Origin of the sequence: Algoriphagus oliviformis (genome assembly GCF_017254915.1) — a bacterium.
Lineage (GTDB): Bacteria > Bacteroidota > Bacteroidia > Cytophagales > Cyclobacteriaceae > Algoriphagus > Algoriphagus oliviformis.
Genome location: NZ_JAFKCT010000008.1, coordinates 122659 through 140971, shown reverse-complemented (window position 1 = coordinate 140971; position 18313 = coordinate 122659). Strand labels below are relative to the sequence as shown.

20 protein-coding genes, 1 tRNA gene and 1 riboswitch are annotated in these 18313 nt (G+C 51.6%); of the genes, 9 read left to right on the top strand and 12 right to left on the bottom strand.

Features of this window, described 5'->3' with window-relative positions; genetic code table 11:
• The first annotated feature begins 17 nt into the window (after nt 1-17).
• The 4 genes from J0A68_RS17315 to J0A68_RS17300 all read left to right on the top strand — a co-directional run bounded on the left by J0A68_RS17315 (nt 18) and on the right by J0A68_RS17300 (nt 3863).
• Nucleotides 18-1007 carry an isoaspartyl peptidase/L-asparaginase family protein gene (locus J0A68_RS17315; RefSeq protein WP_206579489.1) on the top strand — a complete coding sequence of 330 codons (990 nt, stop codon included), beginning with the start codon at nt 18-20 and terminating at the stop codon, nt 1005-1007.
• Entirely contained in the window at nt 1004-1741 is a 738-nt protein-coding gene (locus tag J0A68_RS17310; protein WP_206579488.1) for a copper homeostasis protein CutC, read from the top strand. The genes J0A68_RS17315 and J0A68_RS17310 overlap by 4 nt, the downstream gene beginning before the upstream one ends.
• 6 nt (nt 1742-1747) lie before the next feature.
• Nucleotides 1748-3286 (top strand): FG-GAP-like repeat-containing protein, encoded by a 1539-nt coding sequence (locus J0A68_RS17305; protein WP_206579487.1) that lies wholly within the window; start codon nt 1748-1750, stop codon nt 3284-3286.
• A 118-nt stretch (nt 3287-3404) separates the two neighbouring features.
• Nucleotides 3405-3863, top strand: coding sequence for a CBS domain-containing protein (locus J0A68_RS17300; protein ID WP_206579486.1), 459 nt, complete (start codon nt 3405-3407; stop codon nt 3861-3863).
• A 58-nt stretch (nt 3864-3921) separates the two neighbouring features.
• Here the strand turns inward: J0A68_RS17300 and J0A68_RS17295 are convergent, their stop codons facing one another.
• The 4 genes from J0A68_RS17295 to J0A68_RS17280 all read right to left on the bottom strand — a co-directional run bounded on the left by J0A68_RS17295 (nt 3922) and on the right by J0A68_RS17280 (nt 7729).
• Nucleotides 3922-5088: a trans-sulfuration enzyme family protein gene (locus J0A68_RS17295; RefSeq protein WP_206579485.1), complete on the bottom strand. Its 1167-nt coding sequence runs from the start codon at nt 5086-5088 to the stop codon at nt 3922-3924.
• Nucleotides 5089-5185: 97 nt separating this feature from the next.
• Nucleotides 5186-5289, bottom strand: a riboswitch (SAM riboswitch).
• Between the two features lie 275 nt (nt 5290-5564).
• Nucleotides 5565-6125: an aminoacyl-tRNA hydrolase gene (gene pth, locus J0A68_RS17290; RefSeq protein ID WP_206579484.1), complete on the bottom strand. Its 561-nt coding sequence runs from the start codon at nt 6123-6125 to the stop codon at nt 5565-5567.
• A 78-nt stretch (nt 6126-6203) separates the two neighbouring features.
• A complete protein-coding gene (locus J0A68_RS17285; RefSeq protein ID WP_206579483.1) occupies nt 6204-6776 on the bottom strand; it encodes a 50S ribosomal protein L25/general stress protein Ctc in 573 nt (190 codons plus the stop codon).
• A 26-nt stretch (nt 6777-6802) separates the two neighbouring features.
• Nucleotides 6803-7729 carry a ribose-phosphate pyrophosphokinase gene (locus J0A68_RS17280; protein WP_206579482.1) on the bottom strand — a complete coding sequence of 309 codons (927 nt, stop codon included), beginning with the start codon at nt 7727-7729 and terminating at the stop codon, nt 6803-6805.
• Between the two features lie 265 nt (nt 7730-7994).
• Here J0A68_RS17280 and J0A68_RS17275 point away from each other — a divergent pair, with 265 nt between their 5' ends.
• Both J0A68_RS17275 and J0A68_RS17270 read left to right on the top strand, forming a co-directional pair.
• Entirely contained in the window at nt 7995-10709 is a 2715-nt protein-coding gene (locus tag J0A68_RS17275) for a M14 family metallopeptidase (protein ID WP_206579481.1), read from the top strand.
• Nucleotides 10710-10828: 119 nt separating this feature from the next.
• Complete coding sequence (locus J0A68_RS17270; RefSeq protein ID WP_236025649.1) at nt 10829-11584, top strand: EcsC family protein; 756 nt, start codon at nt 10829-10831, stop codon at nt 11582-11584.
• A 69-nt stretch (nt 11585-11653) separates the two neighbouring features.
• On the opposite strand, the gene J0A68_RS17265 is transcribed toward J0A68_RS17270, so the two are convergent.
• Nucleotides 11654-11726: transfer RNA gene (locus J0A68_RS17265), tRNA-Gln, on the bottom strand.
• 303 nt (nt 11727-12029) lie between these two features.
• On the opposite strand from J0A68_RS17265, the gene J0A68_RS17260 reads away from it, so the two are divergent.
• Nucleotides 12030-12272, top strand: a complete 243-nt coding sequence (locus J0A68_RS17260; RefSeq protein ID WP_206579480.1) for a hypothetical protein — start codon at nt 12030-12032, stop codon at nt 12270-12272.
• 63 nt (nt 12273-12335) lie between these two features.
• On the opposite strand, the gene rplI is transcribed toward J0A68_RS17260, so the two are convergent.
• The 4 genes from rplI to J0A68_RS17240 all read right to left on the bottom strand — a co-directional run bounded on the left by rplI (nt 12336) and on the right by J0A68_RS17240 (nt 14517).
• A complete protein-coding gene (gene rplI / locus J0A68_RS17255) occupies nt 12336-12779 on the bottom strand; it encodes a 50S ribosomal protein L9 (protein ID WP_206579479.1) in 444 nt (147 codons plus the stop codon).
• 39 nt (nt 12780-12818) lie between these two features.
• Entirely contained in the window at nt 12819-13070 is a 252-nt protein-coding gene (rpsR, locus tag J0A68_RS17250) for a 30S ribosomal protein S18 (protein ID WP_092729973.1), read from the bottom strand.
• A complete protein-coding gene (gene rpsF, locus J0A68_RS17245; RefSeq protein WP_206579478.1) occupies nt 13070-13438 on the bottom strand; it encodes a 30S ribosomal protein S6 in 369 nt (122 codons plus the stop codon). Before rpsF ends, rpsR begins: the two co-directional genes overlap by 1 nt.
• Nucleotides 13439-13587: 149 nt before the next feature.
• Nucleotides 13588-14517, bottom strand: a complete 930-nt coding sequence (locus tag J0A68_RS17240; protein ID WP_206579477.1) for a DUF8428 domain-containing protein — start codon at nt 14515-14517, stop codon at nt 13588-13590.
• Here J0A68_RS17240 and J0A68_RS17235 point away from each other — a divergent pair.
• Entirely contained in the window at nt 14516-15142 is a 627-nt protein-coding gene (locus J0A68_RS17235; RefSeq protein WP_236025648.1) for a class I SAM-dependent methyltransferase, read from the top strand. The two genes, J0A68_RS17240 and J0A68_RS17235, sit on opposite strands and share 2 nt — an antisense overlap.
• Here the strand turns inward: J0A68_RS17235 and J0A68_RS17230 are convergent.
• Both J0A68_RS17230 and apaG read right to left on the bottom strand, forming a co-directional pair.
• Complete coding sequence (locus J0A68_RS17230) at nt 15125-15904, bottom strand: O-methyltransferase (RefSeq protein WP_206579476.1); 780 nt, start codon at nt 15902-15904, stop codon at nt 15125-15127. The two genes, J0A68_RS17235 and J0A68_RS17230, sit on opposite strands and share 18 nt — an antisense overlap.
• Before the next feature lies 1 nt (nt 15905).
• Nucleotides 15906-16292: a Co2+/Mg2+ efflux facilitator ApaG/CorD gene (gene apaG / locus J0A68_RS17225; protein WP_206579475.1), complete on the bottom strand. Its 387-nt coding sequence runs from the start codon at nt 16290-16292 to the stop codon at nt 15906-15908.
• A gap of 63 nt (nt 16293-16355) precedes the next feature.
• Between apaG and ung the strand changes: the two genes are divergently transcribed.
• Nucleotides 16356-17018, top strand: a complete 663-nt coding sequence (ung, locus tag J0A68_RS17220; protein ID WP_206579474.1) for a uracil-DNA glycosylase — start codon at nt 16356-16358, stop codon at nt 17016-17018.
• A gap of 213 nt (nt 17019-17231) precedes the next feature.
• On the opposite strand, the gene lepB is transcribed toward ung, so the two are convergent.
• Nucleotides 17232-18308 (bottom strand): signal peptidase I, encoded by a 1077-nt coding sequence (lepB, locus tag J0A68_RS17215; RefSeq protein ID WP_206579473.1) that lies wholly within the window; start codon nt 18306-18308, stop codon nt 17232-17234.
• Between the last annotated feature and the right edge of the window lie 5 nt (nt 18309-18313).

Sequence of the window (18313 nt, the reverse complement as noted above, 5' to 3'; positions counted from 1 at the left end):
TTTCTAAATTACAGTTCATGTCTCAAAGAAGAAAGTTTATCAAGCAATCCCTCTTGGGTTCAGCCATATTTTTGCCGGGTGTGGCCTCTGCCCACTTGGCCTCGGAAACACGCCAACCTATCGCCGGTGACAAGCCGCTAATCCTCTCTACCTGGAATCACGGCCTTCCCGCCAATGCCGACGCCTGGGCCAAGCTCAAGGCTGGCGGCAGCATACTCGATGCGGTGGAAGCCGGGGTGAAAAATACCGAGCTCGACCTGACCAATCTGTCCGTGGGCCTTCAGGGCTTGCCGGATCGGGAGGGCATTGCGACTCTGGATGCCTCAATCATGACCGGAGACGGAGCCTGTGGCTCGGTGGCCTTTGTCCGCCAGATCAAGCATCCGATTTCTTTGGCGCGTGCGGTGATGGAGAAAACCCCCCACGTGATGATCGTCGGAGAGGGTGCAAGACAGTTTGCCATTGCCCAGGGTTTTCCATTGGAAGAAGAAAAACTCAGTCCCAATGCCCAAAAGGCCTATGACAAGTGGAAAGTCACCAGCCAATACAAGCCCATCATCAACATCGAAAACCACGATACCATCGGGATGATCGGCCTCGATGCCGACGGCAAACTTGCCGGCAGCTGTACCACCAGTGGGCTGGCCTATAAGATGCACGGCAGGGTTGGCGACAGCCCGATCATCGGCGCGGGACTGTACGTGGATGACGAAGTCGGAGCGGCTACGGCTACCGGACTGGGAGAGTCCATCATCCGAATTTGCGGAAGCTTCTTGATCGTAGAGCTGATGCGCCAGGGGCGCACCCCGCAGGAAGCCTGCGAAGAAGCGGTCAGAAGGTTGATTTCCAAAAACAAAGACATCAAAGACATCCAGGCTGGGTTCCTGGCTATCAATAAGGAAGGCGAAACCGGCGCTTTTGCCGTTCATCCGGGCTTCAACTTTGCCAAAGCCACCAATTCGGGCAATGTGATGGTCGATTCTGGTTCTCATTTCAAGAAGTCATGACGAAAGTCTTACTCGAAGCACCTGTTTTCAGTTTGCAGGGAGCACTGGAGGCTGCCCAATACGGCATAGACCGCCTGGAGCTCTGCGCGAATTTTCCCGAAGGGGGAGAAACGCCCAGCGCCGGGATGCTGCGCTTTCTGAAAAGCGAGGTGGATATCCCGGTTTTTGTGATGATCCGTCCGCGGGGAGGCGACTTTGTTTATTCCCAAAAGGAGCTCATCGTGATGAAGCAGGACATACAGCTCCTGAAGGAGCTGGGCGCGGATGGTTTTGTGTTTGGAATCTTGGACGAGAAGGGAAAGGTCGATGAAACGGCCTGCAAGATGCTGCTGCGCGCCGTGGGAGACCTTCCTTGTACCTTTCACCGCGCCTTTGATGCCTCCTCGGGTCTGGACGATTCCCTGGAGAAAATAGTCGATCTGGGCTTTCAGCGCATTCTGACTTCCGGAGGCAAAAACTCCCTGACGGAGGGCTTGCCGGTGATCCAGCAGTTGCTGAACAAAGCCAAGGATCGCATCATCATCATGCCGGGTGGAGGCACCAAAGCCGAGCACATTCCTTTGCTCAAGCAAAGCGGCTACTTGAAGGAAGTGCACGCTTCCTGCAAGTTGGCCAAGCCTTCTCCGAATCAGTTCATCAATTCCGGACTTTCCTTTTCCGCCATGCCGCTGGACTACTCCCTGCATTTTGGTGTGGATCCGGATCTGGTCAAAGGCTTCAAAGAGGTGTTATAAAAGTCTATGCAGCGAGGTCTAGTCGGGTTGGTTTTGTTGTGGCTGTGTGGCTGTGGGCAGATTTCCGAAAGAAAGCAGCCTCCGCCCAGCCTGCAGCAGCTTGCCAGCTCCGACCTGGACCTCTCTGGCGAGCAGCTCGCCAATGGCTACTGCGCCGCCTGCCATGTGAAGCCCGAGCCGGAGGTCTTGGATCGGGCGACCTGGGAGGGCAAAGTTCTTCCAGACATGCGCAAGCGGATGGGCCTGTTCCTGCCTGAGGACTTTGGGACAAGCCTTCCCGAAGATGAAGGAGTGCCGGAAGGCATCTATTCCAAAGTGCCTCTGATCACGAGGGAGAACTGGCAGAAGATTTTGGCCTACTATCTGGAAGAGGCCCCGGAAAAGCCGATTCCCCAGCAGAAAATGCCTCTGCCGAAAAGTGGGATTCCGGGTTTTAAGCTTGAGATCCCACGGTTTCCCATGGTGAGGGCGAGCCTGACCACCATGCTAAAGGTGGAGCCCGAGACTGGGCATTTGTGGCTTGGGCACCGCTTCCGTTCCCTTTTTGTGCTGGATTCAAAAAACGGCTTTAAGGAGCTGGATTCGATTCCCACTCCGGTGGCTCCGGTGGAAATGAAATGGAAGGAAGACGGTTCCTTTACCCTCCTTTCCATGGGCTTGATGGATCCCGCCAATGATTCTCTAGGTGTGCTGGCTGACTATACTCGACGCGAGACTGGCTGGACTGGGAGTCCGCTCCAGGAAAAGCTGTTGCGTCCAGTCCATGTGGAGTTTGCCGACTGGAATGGAGACGGAACAGAGGATTATTTGATCAGCCATTTTGGAAACCATCTTGGGAAGTTGAGTCTCTACCTTTCGGATTCGTCTGGCTTTAGAGAGCTGATTCTCAAAAAAGACCCAGGTGCCAGAAGGACGATCGCGGTGGATTTTGACGGGGATGGCGATCTGGATATCCTTGCTTTGATGACTCAGGCCAAGGAGGCTGTTTTGCTTTTTGAAAACCTGGGCGGAGGAAAATTCCGGGAGGAGAGATTGTTGGCCTTTCACCCGGCCTTTGGCTCCAGCGATTTTCGCTACGAGGACATGACCGGGGACGGCTTGCCTGACCTGATCTTGGTCAATGGCGACAATGCTGACCTCTCGCAGGTTTTGAAACCCTATCATGGGGTGCGCATTTTTGAAAACCAAGGTTCCGGTGACTTTGAGGAAAGCTGGTTTTATCCCATGCACGGGGCCAGTGGACTGGAGGTGGGGGACTTTGACCAAGATGGGATGGTGGATTTGGTCGCCATTTCTTTTTTTCCGGACAAGGCCCAAAAGCCAAAACGGGACCTGCTATACTTTCGGCAGGCTTCGAAGGGTAGGTTTGAAGCCCATGTGCTTCCACAGGCTCCGGATCTGCATTGGCTGAGCATCGCCAAGGGCGACTTGGATCTGGACGGTGACCTGGACATAGTCGTTGGGACTTTTGCGTTTGACGAGCTTTATCAGCCTCCTGTATCCACTTGGGCTCCGTTCGTGATTCTGCGGAATGGATTGAAATAAACGTCTGTTCTTTTACTGGTTTTCAAAATAAAAACCCGCAATGGATTTAATTCCTGGGTTAATATTTCTCTTGTGTCTAGAAATCAGTATCTTATTATTCATCCTTAAATAATAAGCTATGGTAAAAAGTTTTCAAGGGGTCAGAGAGGTGGAGCCGAAAGCCCCAATCAAGCAGATTTTGGTCAGAGACCATATGAGTACCAATCTAGCCACTTTTAGTCCCGAGGATTCGATAGACCAAGTTTTGGAAGTGTTGACTAGGCGAAAGATCTCAGGAGGTCCGGTCTTGGACGAGTCGGGAGCTTTGGTGGGGATCATTTCGCAGACGGATTGCCTGGCGGAGATCATCCGAGGCAAATACACCAATACGGTCAGGTTTCCCTCAAAGGTCAAAGACCACATGAGTACAAAGATCGTGAGCGTGTCACCGGATATGTCGCTTTTTGACGTAGCGCAGAAGTTTCTGGAGAGCAAGTTCAGGCGTTTTCCCGTCATCAAGGACGGGCAGCTACTCGGGCAAATCAGCCTGAGCGACGTGATTCGCGCTTTTCCCAAGCTCCAGCATACGACCTGGTAATGCAAAGCGGCCCCGGATATCCGGGGCCGCTTTTTGTTTTGATCTAGTCGGTGGACGTTTACTTGGATTTTTCGATGGCCTGCTCCACATCTTTGATGATGTCGTCACAGTACTCCAATCCTACCGAAAGCCTCACCAGTCCATCGGTAATCCCCACCCGGGCACGCTCTTCCGCGGAGAGCTTGCTGTGGGTGGTGGAGGCAGGATGGGTAACGATGCTGCGGCTGTCTCCGAGGTTTGGCGTGATGGAGACCATCTGTAGCTGATCGATGAAGCGCTGCGCCCTGGCGCCACCACCCTTTAGCGTCAGCGTGATGATGCCGCCTCCAGCCTTCATCTGCTTGAGGGCGAGATCATGCTGCGGGTGTGACTTGAGAAAGGGATACTTGACGGCTTCCAGTTCGGCGTTGCCTTCGAAATAGCTGGCGACTTTCAGTGCGTTTTCGCAGTGCCTGTCCATCCTGACGGCCAGCGTTTCCATGCTTTTCGCCAGCACCCAAGCGTTGAAGGGCGAAATGGAGGGGCCGGTGTGGCGGGTGAAAAACTGCACTTCCTTGATCAGCTCTTTTTTCCCCAGGATCAAACCTCCAATGACGCGGCCTTGCCCGTCGATGAACTTGGTGGCGCTGTGGGCGACGATATGCGCGCCCCATTTGGCTGGCTGCTGCAGATACGGCGTGGCAAAGCAGTTGTCCACCACGAGGATGAGCTTGTGCGCTTCGGCAAATTTGCCCGCCCACTCCAAGTCGATGATCTCCAATCCCGGATTGGAAGGGGTCTCGATAAACAGCATCTTGGTGTTGGGCTGCACGAGTTTGTCCCAGTTTTGGCAGTCGGAGATGTCTCCGTAGGTGGAGGTGATGCCCCACTTGGGGAAGACGCGTGTCAGGAGCTGGTGGGTAGAGCCAAAGAGGGAGCGCGAGGCCAGCACATGGTCTCCCTGCTCCAGCAGCGCCGCCATACTGCCAAACATGGCCGCCATACCGGAGGCGGTCGCCAGGCCGTCCTCGGTGCCTTCTGCGGCGCAGACCTTTTCGATCAGGTCAGAGGAGTTGGGGTTGGCGTAGCGGGAGTAGATGTTGCCGGGGATTTCTTCGGCAAACATCGCCCGGGCTTCCTCGGCTGAGCCAAAGGTAAAGCTGGAGGTCAGTACGATGGAGGAGGAGTGCTCGCGCTGGTCGGAGCGGCTTTGGATTCGGATCGCATCGGTTTCGAAATGACTCATGTTCTGGTAGGTTTGAATACGAAATAGAGTCAGGGCTGAAAAAGAATTTTCCCAAGCGCAGATTCCGAACCAGAATTGAGGCAGTAGTGTGTACGCCAATTTATAGTTCCCGCAGAGGGTAGGATTTGGCACCTTTCACCTTGGCGGGGATGGTTGCCAGAGGGTCATCGAGCCTATTCTCTCGCCTCTTCTTTATAAATCAGTCTCCTGAAGTGTTGCAAAGAAAGAGGGAGATTGGGAGAAAAGCAAGCGGAGCCCCATTGATCTTGGCTGTAGCGGAGTTGAGAATCGAAATTCAAAATTTGAGGTTTGAAATTCGGGCTTTGACAAAGCTGCAGGATTCTTTGGGCCTTCGAGTTTGGCTTGGAAAAGCCAGACAGTCACATTGCATGGACCCCGTAAATCGAGGTCAAAAATCTTAAACCATTTGGGATGGAATGGAGCGCAGGCCTTGTAGATTGGTCTGTTATTTATGCCTAGTCATTGAACTGTGTCATGGTCTGGGCAATGCCGATGGTGCAGAAGCCCAGGATCATGTCGATGGCCTTGTCCATCATGATGGGCAGCTCGTCAAATTCTTTTTGCGAAAAGCGGCCCAGGACAAAATCCACCTGCCGGCCTTTGGGAAAGTCGTCGCCGATTCCCATTCTCAGCCTAGGATAGTCCTGGCCTCCCGTGAGCGCTTCGATATTTTTCAGTCCGTTGTGTCCGGCTGCACTTCCCTTTCCCCTCATTCTGAGCTTCCCAAAAGGGATAGCCACCTCGTCCACGACCACCAGGATGTTTTCCTTGGGGATGTTGAGCTCCTTCATCCAGTAGTTGACGGCCTTGCCACTGAGGTTCATGTAGGTGGTAGGCTTGATGAGGTGCAGGGTGCGGCCTTTGTACTTGAGTTCGGTTTTGAAGGCCAATCGGTCGCTTTTCCAAGTGGCTCCTTCATTGTCAGCCAATCGGTCTACGGTGAGAAAGCCGATGTTGTGGCGGGTGAGTTCATATTCGGGGCCGATGTTGCCCAGGCCGACGATGAGGTATTTCATAAGTGTGGGGATTCGGGGCATGAAAATAAAAAATCCTGTCCGGTTGGGGACAGGATTTGTTGAATCTGTAAGAGAGGATTACTCCGCCTTCTTGCCTCTGAGTGCTCTCGGGATACCGATAGTCACTACGGACACGTTTGGAGAAGTCAGGATCTCAAATCCTTCTGGCTGCAATTCTGCTACTTTGAAAGACTTACCCAAATCGAGGTTGGAGATGTCTACAGAGATGAAGTCAGGAAGGTTGCCTGCGATACCTTTTACTTTCAGTTTTCTGGTTTTGAATTCCAGCTTACCACCTTTGGCGATACCAGGGGAGCTGCCTTCGATGCTCACTGGGATCTCGAATTTGATAGGCTTGTCCTCGGTGTAAGCCATGAAGTCTGCGTGAAGCAGCATTTCGCTTACCGGATGGAATTGTGCTTCCTTCAATACGGCTTTGATGATGGTACCCTCGATGTTGAGTTCAACCAGGTGAACTTCAGGAGTGTAAATCAAGTCGCGGAAAAGGATGGCTGGAGATGAGAAGTGAACTTGCTCAGGGATACCAGGTCCGTAAACCACGCAGGGAACATTGCCTGAATCTCTGATTTCGTTCAAAGCGGCACTGTCGAGATTTGCTCTTTTAAACCCTATAATCTCTAGTGTTTTCATATGTACTTGTATTTAAAATTGGTTTCTCAGATAAACAAAGAGCTGATCGAGGTGTTGCCGGTCACCGCATGGATGGCTTTGGCAAACAGTTCGGCCACGCTCAGTACTTTGATTTTTGAAGACTGCATCTTTGGGGTGATGGTATCGGTGATGACCAGTTCCTCCAAGACGGAGTTTTCGATGTTTTCATAGGCCTTTCCCGAAAGTACACCGTGCGTGACGATAGCTCTGACGGAGTTGGCTCCTTTTTCCTTGATGATCTGGGCAGCTTTGCAGAGCGTGCCTGCCGTATCGACCAAATCATCCACGAGAATGACATCCTTTCCTTCCACGTCTCCGATCACCTGCATGGATGCGATCTCGTTGGCTCTTTTTCTGTGCTTGTCACAGACGACCATTTCTACTTCGAAGTGCTTGGCAAACGATCTTGCCCTAGCCACGCCCCCTACATCAGGAGCTGCGAAAATCATGTCCTGAAGCCTGAGCGTGCTCAAATAGGGTGCAAAGATAGCTGATCCGTTCAAGTGATCCAAAGGGATGTCAAAAAATCCCTGGATTTGTCCGGCGTGCAGATCGCAGGTCATGATGCGGTCTGCGCCCGCAGAGGTGATCATGTTGGCGATCAGCTTGGCTGCGATGGACACCCGGGGCCTGTCTTTTCGGTCTTGCCTGGCATAGCCAAAATAGGGGATGACGGCGCAGACTTTGTAGGCGCTGGCGCGCTTGGCCGCGTCGATCATCAGGCAAAGCTCCAGGATGTTGTCGCTGGGAGGGTTGGTGCCTTGGATGATGAATACCGTACAACCTCTGATGGACTCGTCAAAACTCGGCGACATTTCTCCGTCGCTAAACTTGGACATGGTCAAATCGCCAAGCTTTTTGCCGTAGTTTTTGGCGATTTTTTCTGCCAGGTGGAGGCTGTTGGTACCTGCAAATATTTTGACCTCAGACATGGTGGATTTTTTTGGGGGAGTTTGGAAAGGAATGGAAACAAAGGCAAAAGTAAGGATTTTTGACAGATGGGCTAAGGGCCGGGCCTTTCATCCAAATAATATTGCGGTAATTTTCAAAATAGGTCCGAGCCGATGGACGTGCGGTGTTTTGGCCTTTTTCATGGATTGACCGATCCTGTAATTTTTTGACTTTAAGGGGTTTTAAATAGCTCTAGTCCCTGTGTCTTGGTTTATTTTTACCAACACTGGTACTAAACCTGACCTTATGAAAAGAATTTTAACCCTTATCCTGGCTCTTGGGCTATTGCCGTTTTTGGCGCAGGCCCAATCCATCCCCACTCCCAAGTCACATTTCGGATTCGATATAGGCGATCCCTACATGCTGGCCAATTTTTCACAGACCGAAGCCTACTTCAAAAAGGTGGATGCAGCCTCCGACCGGGTCATGTACACCAGCATCGGGCAGACGGAGTTTGGCCGGGAGCAGCCCATGCTGATCATCACCGCGCCGGGCAACTTTGCCCAGCTGGAAAAATACAAGGAAATCTCCCAGAAGCTCGGCCGGGCGGAGCTGAGCCAGGAGGAGGCCAGAAAGCTTTCCCAAGAAGGCAAGCCCGTAGTATGGATCGACGGCGGCCTGCATGCCAGCGAAGTGGTCGGTGCGCAGCAGCTCATCGAGACGCTGTATCACCTCGCTTCCCGAAATGACGAGGAAACCCTCAAAATCCTCGACGAAGTGATCATCCTCCTCGCTCACGCCAACCCGGACGGCATGGAGATCATGTCCGACTGGTACATGAGAAACGAGGACGAAAGCAAGAGAAGCAAAAATATTCCCGTCCTGTACCAGAAATACGTGGGGCATGACAACAACAGGGATTTCTACATGAACAACATGAAGGAAACCACCAACATCTCCCTGCAGCAGTATGTCGAGTGGCTTCCGCAGATCGTGTACAACCACCACCAAAGCGGCCCTTCCGGAACTGTGGTGGCTGGCCCCCCTTACAGAGACCCCTTCAACCATGTCTTTGATCCCTTGATCATCACCAGTCTTGACGCGGTAGGTGCGGCAATGATCAACCGCCTGCATGTGGAAGACAAGCCCGGCTACACCCGTTTGGACGGCTCTGTCTTTTCGACCTGGTGGAATGGCGGCCTGAGGACTACCCCGTACTACCACAACATGATCGGGATCCTGACCGAGATCGTAGGTGATCCTTCGCCGTTTTCTATTCCCTTGGTGCCGGATAGACTTATCCCAAACAACGGTACTCCCTATCCGGTGACTCCTGGCCCATGGCCCTTCAGACGCTCCATCGAGTACTCGGTGTCGCTCAACTATGCGATTCTCAACCATGCCGTGAGACATGGGGATGAGCTGCTGTACAACTTCTACCTGATGGGCAAAAACTCCATCGATCGCGGCAATACCGATACCTGGACGAAGTATCCGAAGTACGCGCAGGCGGTACAGGATGAGTTCAATGCTTCCCAGAAGAAGAAGGACGCAGACGACCCGGAAATGGCAAGTTTTGGTTTTAGGGCTGGTTTGCCTTTGCAGTTTTATGATTCGGTGTACAAGGACCCTTCGAAAAAAGATCCACGAGGATATGTCCTGTCTGCAGACCAAGCGGATTTTTCTACCGCGATCAAGTTTCTCAATGCCTTGATCAAGTCTGGCGTGCTGGTGGAGAAGGCCACGGCGGACTTTTCGCTGAATGGCAAAAGCTACCCCGCAGGTTCCTATGTTGTGAAGACTGCGCAGGCTTTTCGCCCTCACGTGCTGGACATGTTTGAGCCGCAAGACCATCCCAATGACTTCCTCTATCCGGGAGGGCCTCCTATCCGTCCCTACGACGCGGCTGGCTGGACACTTGCTTTCCAGATGGGTGTCGAGTTCGACAGGATCATGGACGGACTTGAGGGGCCATTTGAGCGGGTGGCTTATGGACAGCTGCTTGCCCCCGAGCCAGCCTCGCTTCCGTCCGGATCCGGCTACCTGCTGGACGCGCGAGCCAACGATTCTTTTCTTGCGGTCAATGATCTGCTGAAAGCAAAAGTGAAGGTGTACCGCACCGTGTCCGCTTCCAAGGGGCTGCCCGCTGGTTCGTTCTACGTGCCATCCGCAGGGAAGAAAGTGCTGGAGGCTGCTGCCAAATCCTATGGGATCGAGGCTGTGGCTTCTTCCCAGCCGGCAGGGGCGAAGGAAATCAAGCCTTCCCGCATCGCACTGTATGACTACTACGGCGGATCTATGCCGTCGGGATGGGTGAGATGGATGATGGAGCAGTTCCATTTTGACTTCCAGCAGATCTTCCCCAAGGAGATCGACGGAGGCAATCTCTCCGACAAGTATGACGTGATCCTTTTCATCGGCCCCGGAATACCGGGAAGCGGAGGGGGGTATGGCGGCGGTGGCCAGCCCAAGCAGGAGGAAATCCCAGCGGAGTATCACCATATGCTGGGCAGGCTTTCTACTGACAAGTCTATTCCGCAGCTGAAGGCTTTCCTGGAAAACGGAGGGGAAATCGTGGCCGTTGGCGCCGCCACTTCTTTGGCGTATCAGCTGGATCTTCCCGTCTCCAACGCTTTGGTAGAAATCTCCAACGGAAGCGAAAAGACGCTCACTGGCGACAAATACTACATCCCGGGCAGTGTGCTGGAGATGTACGTGGACAATAGCCTGGCTGCCAACTACGGCATGGGTGCAAAAGCCGACGTGTTGTTTAACAACAGCCCGGTGTTCAAGCTGGGGCCGGACGCGGCTCTGAAAGGGGTAAAGCCTTTGGCTTGGTTTGGTGCCGAAGCTCCGCTGCGCAGCGGCTGGGCTTGGGGCCAGGAGTACCTTAAAAACGGCGTGACGGCCTTTGAAGCCCAAGTCGGAAAAGGGAAGCTCTATGCCTACGGTCCGGAGATCACGTTTAGAGGCCAAGCGCACGGCACCTTCAAGATGCTCTTCAACCAGCTTTACCAATAAGCGAAAACTAACACGGTTTAAGGGAGGATGGTCGGTAGGCCATCCTTTTTTTGTGCCTTGATATCCAGAACACGATTCCAAATCCTTCGTTAACTTGGGGGAACTGACCTGACCAGCTTTTGAAAAACACCATCGTCCACCCCCAAGACCCCTACCTTCACTATGTACAGGCAGAGCTGCTGGTGTGGCTGCTCAAAGTGAAGAAACCGCCGGGGATTTTGAGCCGGGTGAGCCATGGCGTACAGGGAAAGATCAATTCCTGGATTCCGGAAAAGGTGCATCGGGCGATCACGCTGGCCATAGAAAACATGGTCAAGGCAGTACTGACCGGATCGGGTTGGATTTTACCCAAAGTCCAGGATTTAATCTCCCTCAAAGAGCGGGAAGGCCGCGTGCGAAACCGGATCAAGTGGTATCGGAATACAGCGTCTGCGGAAGGTGCTGTGACAGGGGCTGGAGGCATTCTCCTCGGCTTGGCTGACTTTCCGGCGTTTCTCACGATCAAGATGAAAATGCTGTTTGACATCGCGGCGCTCTACGGGGTCGATGCCAAAGACTATCAGGAGCGCCTGTTTTTGCTCTACTTGTTTCAGTTGAGCTTTTCGAGCCAAAAGAGGAGGAACGAGCTGATCGGCCTGATCGAAAATTGGGATTCATTCCGCGAAGATCTGCCCAAAGACCTGGGGAAGTTTGACTGGAAGACCTTTCAGCTGGACTACCGTGACTACATCGATCTGGCCAAGCTTGCCCAACTCGTGCCCATCATCGGTGCGCCAGTAGGCGCGATTGCCAATTATAAGCTGACCGAGCAACTGGGGGAGTATGCCATGAATGCGTATCGATTGAGGCTGCTCGGGAGCGGAAGCGGGATTTGAAAAAGACGACCTAAGACTGACAAGTACAAACAAAAAAAAGCCCCAAATCTTTCGAATTGGGGCTTTTCGTTGGTCTACTAGGGCTCGAACCTAGACTCTTCTGAACCAAAATCAGACGTGTTGCCAGTTACACCATAGACCAGTTTGTTGGAAGCGACTCTTTCGTCTGCTTTAAAGTGTCACAAAGGTAGATTTTTGACTGGTTCTTTCCAAATGGGGCTTTAAAGATTTTTGGAATAGGGCTGTAAAATCCTTGCTTTCAGCAGGAAAAAAAATCGATGCAAAAGTGTGTATATTTTCTCGATATTGGAGAGGTGTTTTGTGAAAATCGCATCAAAAACATTTCAAAATTACTGAATCGTTAATTTCCAGTCACTTGTATTGTGTGATTGGGAATATTTGTGTTTTTTCACTCCAAACTAGCATGGTAACTACCTATTGACTTATGAAAGCGAAAAAAATGGAAAAACTGGTGGCTGACGTCATCGAAAAACTGGAAAAACTGAAGAAGTCTGAGCTGGCGGCCGAATTGAGCTGGTGCTGGGGAAGCTACCAGCACGACCAAAACCCGAGTGGGGTGGTGGAGAAGGCTACATTGGCCCTGGATGCCTTCAAAGAAGCAAGGGAAAAGAACTCCAAGGCAGTGGCCAAAAAGCTGATAGAGGATTTGGAAAAGGCATTGGACTGATTTTCCGATAACAAAAAAGGCTCACGTCATAGTGAGCCTTTCTGTTTGGGTGTCGAGAAGAACTTATTCTCCCACTACGACAAACTTCACTTTGGTTTTCACCTCTCTGTGAAGGTCTACGTCAGCGGTGAATTCGCCCGCGCCTTCTACAGGAACGGTGATGGCGATTTTCTTTCTGTCGATGTCGAAGCCCTGCGCGGCCAGCGCGTCGGAGATCTGAAGCGTGGTCACTTTACCGAAGATTTTTCCGGAGTCACCGATTTTCGCTTTGATTTCCAAGGTTACGCCTTCGAGCTTGGCAGCGGTGTTTTCTGCTTCAGTCTTGATTTTTTCAGCTTTGTGAGCGGCCTGCTTGATGTTTTCAGCAAGGATTTTCTTGTTAGAGCCGGTAGCCAATACCGCGAAGCCCTGAGGGATCAGGTAGTTTCTTCCGTATCCTGGCTTCACGTCTACCAAGTCATTTTTATATCCAAGACCTTTGATGTCTGTTTTTAGAATGATTTCCATTTGTAATGATCTTTTGTGATTGAACGATACAAGACCGAATTATTTCAAACCATCGGTTACGAATGGCAACAGGGCCAAATGTCTTGCTTTTTTGATAGCCTGGGCTACTTTTCTCTGGTATTTCGCAGAGTTGCCGGTAAGTCTTCTAGGAAGGATCTTGCCTTGCTCGTTGACGAACTTCAAAAGGAAGTTGGGATCCTTGTAGTCGATATACTTGATACCGTGCTTCTTGAATCGGCAATATTTCTTTCTGATTTCGCCTCTGTTGATTGGTTCGTTTACTAGTGTCATTAGGCTTGCTCCTCCTTAGCTTCAGCTTTTTTGTTAAATTCTCCTTTTCTTCTTCTGTCTGCGTAAGCGATAGAATGCTTGTCCAGTACAGTGGTCAGGAATCGCATCACTTTCTCATCGCGTCTGAACTCCAGTTCAAACTTGCGGATGATAGCCGGATTAGCCTTGAACTCAACCAATACATAAAAACCAGTAGTCTTCTTGTCGATGGTGTAAGCCATCTTCTTCAGCCCCCAGTTCTCCACATTGATCACGTCTGCCCCCTCTTCTTTTAACAAGTTCACAAACTTGTCGACAGTATCCTTCATCTGAACATCAGACAAAACGGGAGTTAAAATGAATACCGTCTCATAATTTCTTTGGAACATTTTTGAATGTGTTTAAGGAATTTGAATAAACAGACCGCAAAAGTAGAGGATTTGCTGCTGGATTCCAAATCCTTGGCAACAATCAAAAAGGCTGTAAATGAAAAAAGCCTCCGATGGGGAGGCTTTTGCGCTGGCTGCTCGTCAGCCTGTTATTTTACGGTAAAGGTCTTGGACCCTACCTGGTAGTTGTCGACGTAGATTTTGACCTCATGAGTCCCGGAGGTGTAGTCGGAGCCTTTTTCGTAGTAGAAGACCAGATCCTGCTCGGAGTTGTCAAAGATGATGTCCTGTTTTACGGTGTAAAACTGCTCAGCCCCTTGGATCATAAAGGTGCCAGAGCCCTTGGCTACATCGAAAATGGGCTGGGAGTTTGGTCCCAAAACCTGCACGTACACGTTTCTAGGGCCTTTTTCTGCCACTTTGTTGTCTGCAAGGTTAAAGCTCACTTTCAGCCTTTCCATCTGTCTGTTGCGGAAGTCTTTGGTCGTTTCGATCCGCTCTTTGCCCCGCGCGTTTACTGCGGCGATGCTGATGTTTTCGGCTTTCAGCATGGAAGCCACGTCCACTTTGGCTTGGAGGTCTTGTTTTTGGATATTGAGCTGGGCGACTTCCTCTTCGATTTCGGCTTGGGTCGTCTTCAGGTCTTGGTTTTCTGCGAAAAGCTGCTGGTTTGCCGCTCTCAGTTCCAGGATTTCCTGGTCCTTTTGCGCAATGAGTCCATTGAGGTTGGTGATCTTCCCGTTCAGAGCGGCGATCTCTGACGCGCTGCGCTGCTTGGTGGAGTTGCGCTCAGCGATCAGTTGGTCTCTCACCGCCTCCAGCGCTTGGATATCACCTCCCAATTTTTCGATCTCCTTGATCCGAAGATCCAGTTGATAGGTGACCGAGTCGAGACGCATGTTCAGTTCGTTGTTTTCCGTGGAGAGGAGGAGGATTTCCTCGGTCTTTTTGGTACGGTCTACGTAGTCTGTGTAGAGCTTGATGCCGCTGATGATGACCAGCAAAACAAGGACAATAATGATGATGTTCTTATTTTGGTCTTTCTTTTGGCCTGGTTCCTTTTCGAAATTAGTGCTCATGTGTTTGGATCTGTTTGGGGCTTATGATATGCTGACATTTGACGAAACTTACTGGTCTTCCCGATACCGCAGCGGGGCTACGGGATGGGACATCGGCTATGCTTCACCACCACTTTATCAATATCTTTGCCAAATTGATACTAAATCAGTTAAGGTGCTCGTTCCGGGTGCCGGCAATGCCCACGAAGTAGCAGCTGGATGGCGTCTGGGGCTCCAAAACATCCATTTGCTGGACATTTCCCCTTTGCCGATACAGGGTTTTTTAAGAAAACATCCGGGCTTTCCTGAGTCTCAGTTGCACTGCGAAGACTTTTTTGAGCATCAGGGTGCCTACGACCTGATCTTGGAGCAAACGTTTTTTTGCGCCTTGGATCCGGCACTGCGTCCGGCATATGCGGAGAAAATGTACACTTTGCTTAAGCCTGGGGGTAGACTGGTCGGGGTGCTCTTTGACCGGGAGTTTGGGCAGGCGGGGCCGCCATTTGGAGGCAGTGTGGCGGAGTATCGCCGCTATTTTGAGCCTTATTTTAGGATTGAGCACATGGAGCCCTGCACGAATTCTATTCCCGAGCGGGCGGGCACCGAGCTTTTTATCCAGTTTTGCAGGCTAGACGTCAAGGATTAGGTGGCTTTTTTCGCCCGGAAAATCAAAGAAAACGATGCCGCACTCGAAAAAGTCCAGGGTCAGCTTCACCTCGGGGAGGGCCTTTATTTCTTCCCATACCCGCTCCATACCCGGAGTCCAGTGGGGATCTCCGATCGCTACGATCGAGGTGGGTTGGAGTCTGGGAAGGATAGCTCGAAATGCGCTGATCGTCCCGTCATAGGTGTGGTTGGCGTCTATCAGGGCAAAATCAACCTTCGGAATAGATTGTAGTGTCTGGGGAAGCGTTTGCTCAATCGGACCTAAAATAAAGTTAGTCTTGGGAGGTAGTGGGCGTCTCTGGGCTATTTTTTGGATTTGTTCCGACCCTTCAAAAGTGAAAAGCTTTCCCCTGGTCTGCGCATCCAGGTAACGCGTGGAAATCCCCATACAGGTACCCAGCTCCAGTACATATTCGGCAGGGGTCATGCCGCAAAAATACTGGTAGAGCTGAGCAAATTTACTGTTGCTGGTGGAGTAGCGCGTGATCTTGGAGATGGGTCGTAGCGCTTGGGGTACTTTTTTGGATCCGGCGCCAAGATCCAGCACTTCGATATACTCGTGATCCTGGAGCAAGGACGCTCTAAACGCTTCGATCTCGGGATTTCCCTTTTTGTTTTGGTTGAGGAAATGCCGTAAACCCGAATAGGTTTGGAATACGAAGGGGGATTGCTGGCTGAACCGGTCCTCTTTGTTTAGCCAATGGGAAACAAACGCACGGAGACTGAAAAAAATGTCCCCCAAATCAATTGTGGAAAATATTGGCGATCATCTGGAACTCCGGGACGGCGACGTCCACCAGCGAGCCATCATTGAGCTTTTCCATGGTATAGAAGCCTTTCATCTTGCCCAATCCTGACTTGAGGTTGCATCCCGAGACATAGGAGTGGGACTCGCCGGGCTCCAATACTGGCTGCTGCCCCACGACACCGCTGCCTTCGACGATCTTGGAGGATTCGGCTGCATCAAAGATCTCCCATTTTCTTCTCAACAGCTGATAGGTATATTGGCTGTTGTTTTCAATGGTCACTTTGTAGGTGAACACATAATGGTGCTGGTGGGGGCTGGAGAATTCCGCCTGGTAGGTGACTTCCACGCTTACCTTGATGCCTTTTGTAACTGCGATTACCATTTGTAGATAATTTTGGGCGAGAATGAGTTGAAATTCCTTGTACTAACTAAATAATCGGGATTAATGAACGTAAAAATTGAAGAAAGCTGGAGTAATTCATTAAAGGACGTATTCGAAAAGGACTTTTTTAAACGCTTGGTTACTTTCGTAAGGTACGAATATCAAAATCAGGAAGTTTACCCTCCGGGCAAAGAAATTTTCAACGCTTTCGACCACTGCCCATTGGGGGCGGTAAAGATAGTGATATTAGGCCAAGATCCCTATCATGGTCAGGGCCAGGCGCACGGGCTGTCTTTTTCGGTCAGGCCAGGTGTTCCTTTTCCCCCGAGCTTGCTGAATATCCTGAAGGAAATCAAAGCGGATCTAGGCGTGGATATGCCCCCGAGCGGAGACTTGACCAGATGGGCGGATCAGGGCGTTTTTCTGCTCAACGCTACGCTGACGGTACGCGCCAGTCAGGCGGGATCCCACCAAAACCAAGGCTGGGAGGAGTTTACCGATGAGGTGATCCGTATCATCAGCTCGGAGCGGGAAAATGTCGTCTTTATGCTGTGGGGCGCTTATGCCCAGAAAAAGGCGGCTTTGATCGATCCCAAGAAACACCTGATTCTGAAAGCGCCCCATCCCAGTCCCCTGTCGGCACATCGGGGGTTCTTGGGCTGCCGTCATTTTTCCCAAGCAAACCAATACCTCCGTGAAAAAGGCCTCGAGCCGATCAAGTGGTAAATCAAAATAGGAGTAACGCAATGTTGCACGAGCCACTTTCCAAACAAGATCTGTAACGGCTCTTCGACCACTCTCGCCTGCGGTAGGCAGGGTCCACAGAGGACGGTTTGCGGCAGGTGGAAATGCGATCCGCGTTTGATTCCATTTGGCGACGTGCCTGATTGAGGATAGTCATAAAACCAAAAGCCCCGACTTGGAGGTCGGGGCTTTTGGTTAGTTGATGCCTTTGAAGAACCTGCTCCATCGGATCTTGCCAAACATGGACTCGTACTTGTCCAGGGATAACCACAGGAACCAAGCTTTGCCTACGATGTGGTCTTCCGGCACGAAGCCCCAGAATCTGGAGTCCAAAGAGTCGTGGCGGTTGTCGCCCATCATGAAGTAGTAGTCTTGCTTGAAGGTGTAGCTGTCGATTTTTTGTCCGTCGATGAACAGCTCCCCGTCGCGGATGTCGACCTGCCCGTGCCCTTCGTAGTGCTCGATGGTAGAGCCATAGCGCAGGACATTGTCGGCGGTCATCTCTATGGTCCAGTCCTTGGCGGGTACTTGCAGAGGACCATAGTTGTCGGCATTCCAGCCATAGTTTGAGCCGGCTGGGAAAATCCGTGAATTGTTTTCTCCCGCCTGTTCGATGCGCTTGTTGATGGAGACGACTACGGGGGAAGTTTTCAGCCGCTCGATGACCTCATTGGTCGCAAAGACCATGTAGCCCGAGCCGTTGGAGAAAGCCATGAAGCTGTCTGGATTCACACCGTACTCCGCAAAGAAGTCCACAGTGAGCGGACGGTTGCTGATCAAGTCGTAGGAATACTGCATTTCCTCCGGTTTGGGGGCGGCTTGGCCATTGACGACGAGTTCGCCTGCCTTGACCTCAATCACGTCACCGGGGATACCCACTGCGCGCTTGATGTAGTTGGTCTTGAGGTCGCTGGGATATTGGAATTCGACCGGGTAGTTGAATACCACGACGTCATTTCGCTCTACGTCGCTGAATCCGGGAAGGCGATAGTAGGGCAACTGGATCGCATCAGAGTAGGAGGGGATGTCTGTTCCCCAGATCTTCTGATGGGTAAGCGGTACCTGGAGGACGGTCTTTGGTATCCGGGTGCCGTAGTGCATTTTGCTGACAAAAAGGAAGTCGCCTACCAGCAGGGATTTCTCCATGGAAGCGGTAGGGATGGTAAAAGGCTCGAGCAAAAGCCAACGGATCAAGCTGGCTGCGACGACTGCAAAAACCAGCGCGTCCAGCCATTCGCGGGTTGCTGATTTTTTCTTTTTAGGTTGACTCATGTGTT